This is a genomic window from Candidatus Cloacimonadota bacterium (assembly GCA_034661015.1).
GTDB lineage: Bacteria > Cloacimonadota > Cloacimonadia > JGIOTU-2 > JGIOTU-2 > JAYEKN01.
In genome coordinates, this window is sequence record JAYEKN010000123.1 from 1 (window position 1) to 3,199 (window position 3,199).

The 3,199-nt window shown below is 35.6% G+C and carries 5 protein-coding genes; all 5 read left to right on the plus strand.

What is annotated here, in order from left to right; all coding sequences use genetic code 11:
* Positions 1–123 precede the first annotated feature (123 nt).
* On the plus strand, positions 124–255 hold the full coding sequence (locus U9P79_05030) for a hypothetical protein (protein ID MEA2103991.1): 132 nt from the start codon (positions 124–126) through the stop codon (positions 253–255).
* Positions 256–265: 10 nt separating this feature from the next.
* The gene (locus U9P79_05035) at positions 266–1,144 is read left to right on the plus strand and encodes an ATP-binding protein (GenBank protein MEA2103992.1); all 879 of its coding nucleotides are present in this window, start codon (positions 266–268) and stop codon (positions 1,142–1,144) included.
* The gene (locus tag U9P79_05040; protein ID MEA2103993.1) at positions 1,141–2,016 is read left to right on the plus strand and encodes an ATP-binding protein; all 876 of its coding nucleotides are present in this window, start codon (positions 1,141–1,143) and stop codon (positions 2,014–2,016) included. Before U9P79_05035 ends, U9P79_05040 begins: the two co-directional genes overlap by 4 nt.
* 59 nt (positions 2,017–2,075) lie before the next feature.
* Positions 2,076–2,414 (plus strand): NifB/NifX family molybdenum-iron cluster-binding protein, encoded by a 339-nt coding sequence (locus U9P79_05045; protein ID MEA2103994.1) that lies wholly within the window; start codon positions 2,076–2,078, stop codon positions 2,412–2,414.
* 71 nt (positions 2,415–2,485) lie between these two features.
* Positions 2,486–2,887 (plus strand): NifB/NifX family molybdenum-iron cluster-binding protein, encoded by a 402-nt coding sequence (locus U9P79_05050; protein MEA2103995.1) that lies wholly within the window; start codon positions 2,486–2,488, stop codon positions 2,885–2,887.
* The last annotated feature ends 312 nt before the right edge of the window (positions 2,888–3,199 follow it).

Sequence of the window (3,199 nt, forward strand, 5' to 3'; positions counted from 1 at the left end):
AAATGATAAATCAGCACCAGCGGTGCGACACATTTGTAGCATAAGGCGTCAGCCTTATGTTCAGTGAACGAAAAGAAATAAAGCACCATAGGTGCGACATTAAAAAAAAGAAAAAAGTAAAAAATGAAAATATCAATCACAAGCGGAAAGGGTGGAACAGGAAAAACTATTCTCTCCACAAATCTTGCTTCCTTATATGTTTTATCATTTTTAGTGTTTTTTTGTGTATTTCGTGGTAAAAAAAAAGAGCAATAGGATTATAAAAATGAAAATATCAATCGCAAGCGGAAAGGGTGGAACCGGAAAAACCACTCTTTCCACAAATTTAGCTTCTCTTATTGCAGAAGATAGGGAAGCCGTTCTAATTGACATTGACGTCGAAGAGCCGAACTCTGGTTTGTTTATAAAAAGCAAATTAGTTCACGAAGAAGATAAATTCAAAAAAATTCCCGAATGGAATTCCGAAACCTGTGCATTGTGTGGACAGTGTCAGGAAGTTTGCAATTTCCATGCTGTGATACAAATGATTGATGAAATAATCATATTTCCTCAATTATGTCACGGCTGTTATGCATGTTCGGAATTATGCCCCACGGATTCTCTGCCTATGATTTCAAAAAAAATGGGTGAGCTGAGACATTTTCACAAAGATAATTTAACTTTTATCGAAAGTCGTCTCGTTATTGGTGAAGAGCAAGCAGTTCCGCTTATTGCTTTGACAAATGATTATGTGGAAGAGAAATTCCCAAAAGATTACATAAAAATTTTTGATGCACCACCCGGAACTTCCTGCCCGGTGATCGAAGCAACAAAAGACTCAGATTTTGTGATTCTCGTTACAGAACCTACCCCGTTTGGCTTACACGATCTCAAACTTGCGGTGAATACGATGCGGAAATTGGAGAAAAAATTTGCTGTAGTGATAAATCGGCATGGTATTGGAAATGACGATGTAGAGAATTATTGTAAAGAAGAAAATATATCTCTCATCGCAAAAATTCCTAACAGTAGAAAAATTGCTGAACTCTATTCTTCCGGTGAATTATTGTATTCAAAAATCCCGGAAGTTAAATTGGAATTGGAGAAAATAATTAAATTTCTCAAAACGAATTATGAAAATTTATGGGAAAGGAGGATTTCATGAAAGAGATTGTAATCATTTCCGGAAAGGGTGGAACAGGCAAGACTTCTATCACAGCTTCTTTCGCTTATCTTGGCGGTAAGGATTTAGTTGTTGCGGATTGCGATGTGGATGCAGCAGATATGCATTTGTTGCTCAAACCTGATTTTGCTCAGGCTGAAGATTTTTACAGCGGAGAACTGGCGAAAATAAATCAGGAAAAATGCACAAAATGTGGAAAATGTGCAGACGTCTGCAGATTCGATGCAATTCCAGTTATTAACGGAAAATTCATCGTGCAAGACCTTGATTGCGAAGGTTGTGGCTACTGTGCTCGCATTTGCCCTGAAAATGCAATTTCTATGGAAGAAAATAATGTGGGAGAATGGATTATTTCCGAAATTAAAACTCATACAAAAATGGTACATGCAAGTATGGGAATCGGTGCGGAAAATTCCGGAAAATTGGTAGCAAAAGTGAAAAACGAAGCAAAACGGATTGCCAAAGAGGAAGGAAAGTATTATGTTTTGATAGATGGATCGCCCGGTATAGGTTGTCCGGTTGTGTCCTCCATTACTGGGGCAGACTTCGTTGTGCTTGTTACGGAACCCACAGTTTCCGGTTTGCATGATCTAAAACGCGTTTTTGAAATAGTAGAAAAATTTGATATAAGCGCTGGCTGTATTATCAACAAATTCGATCTCAATGAAGATAAAACCGAGGAAATAAAGCGATTCCTCTCTGAAAAAGAAATCATGCATATCGCAAATCTTCCTTATGATGAAACATTTACAAAAGCAATGACAATAGGCAAAACTATTGTAGAATATTCTGATAATAATTTAACAAAAACAATTTCTCAAAGTTGGGAAAAAATCAAACAAAAATTAAATTAACTAACTAAATAAATGAAATTTAACATTGTTTGCATAGTTAGTTACGATGAAAGGAAAAAATGAAAATTGCATTCACGGCAAAAGGAACAACATGGGATTCCGAAATGGATCCAAGATTTGGTAGAACAGAATCTTTTTTTATCTATGATGAGGAAAAAGATGAAATAAGTTCGGTTGACAACGCCGATATTGATGAGGTGGCACATGGAGCTGGCCCCAAAACCGCTCAAAAATTATTCGAATCAAAACCGGATATTTTGATTACTGGAAATGGTCCAGGCGGAAACGCAGGGAGTATTCTGGAAAAGGCGAACTTATCTGTCTATACTGGCGCCGGAAAGATGACAATCAAAGAAGCTTACGATGCTTACAAAAATGGTGAATTAAAAAAACTTTAAGTATAAAATTTATCAATAATTGGGTGGTTAATAATCGTTAGCTGCCCTATGAGTTTGAAAAAGGAGACAGTGTGAAAAAAATATTGGTAGCATTTGCTACAGACGATGGTAATAATTTTATGGACAGACATTTTGGCGATGCAAATTATTATGATATCTATGAAATTAATGAAACCGGTGCCGATTTTGTGAAAAGAATTGATAATACAACTGAGGAAGAAGAAGAGCACGCCGACCCTAAAAAAGCAAAAGGAATCACAAATCTATTGCTAAAAGAAAATGTTCAGGTGGTCGTTTCCAAAATATTTGGTCCTAATATAAAAAGGATAAAGAAAAAATTCGTTTGCGTGGTAATGAACGATGAATCCATCGAAGACAGTATGAATAGAATTTGTAAAAACATTCGACTTGTTATGGCAGAATGGGAAAAAGGTAAGGATAGAAAACACTTAATTCTTAGAACAAGTGAATAAATTTTAAACTAATTAGTGTCTATCCGTAAAGTAGCCTTTTCGAGAAGTCACGGACCATTCCGTGACTAATTGAGAAAATTATCTATTAAGTTAATTAGCATTATATTTGTGAGTTGGAAAAACTTAAGTCAATTTCAAAAAAACGGAACTTAACTCAAGATTTTCCTTTACGGATGGACACTAAATAGTAGTTTAAGGAATTCTAATATGCAAAATTGGGAAAAAAATAAAGGAGTAACTTTTTTGAAAAAAGTTGGCATCCGAAAGGATTTTCATCTGCTTGATTTTGGGGCAAGAAGAGGAACTTACAGC

What these genes read in the sequence shown, in the direction of transcription:
- U9P79_05040 (MEA2103993.1), top strand. Translation starts at nt 1,141, where the DNA reads ATGAAAGAGATTGTAATCATTTCCGGAAAGGGTGGAACAGGCAAGACT.
- U9P79_05045 (MEA2103994.1), top strand. Translation starts at nt 2,076, where the DNA reads ATGAAAATTGCATTCACGGCAAAAGGAACAACATGGGATTCCGAAATG.
- U9P79_05035 (MEA2103992.1), top strand. Translation starts at nt 266, where the DNA reads ATGAAAATATCAATCGCAAGCGGAAAGGGTGGAACCGGAAAAACCACT.
- U9P79_05030 (MEA2103991.1), top strand. Translation starts at nt 124, where the DNA reads ATGAAAATATCAATCACAAGCGGAAAGGGTGGAACAGGAAAAACTATT.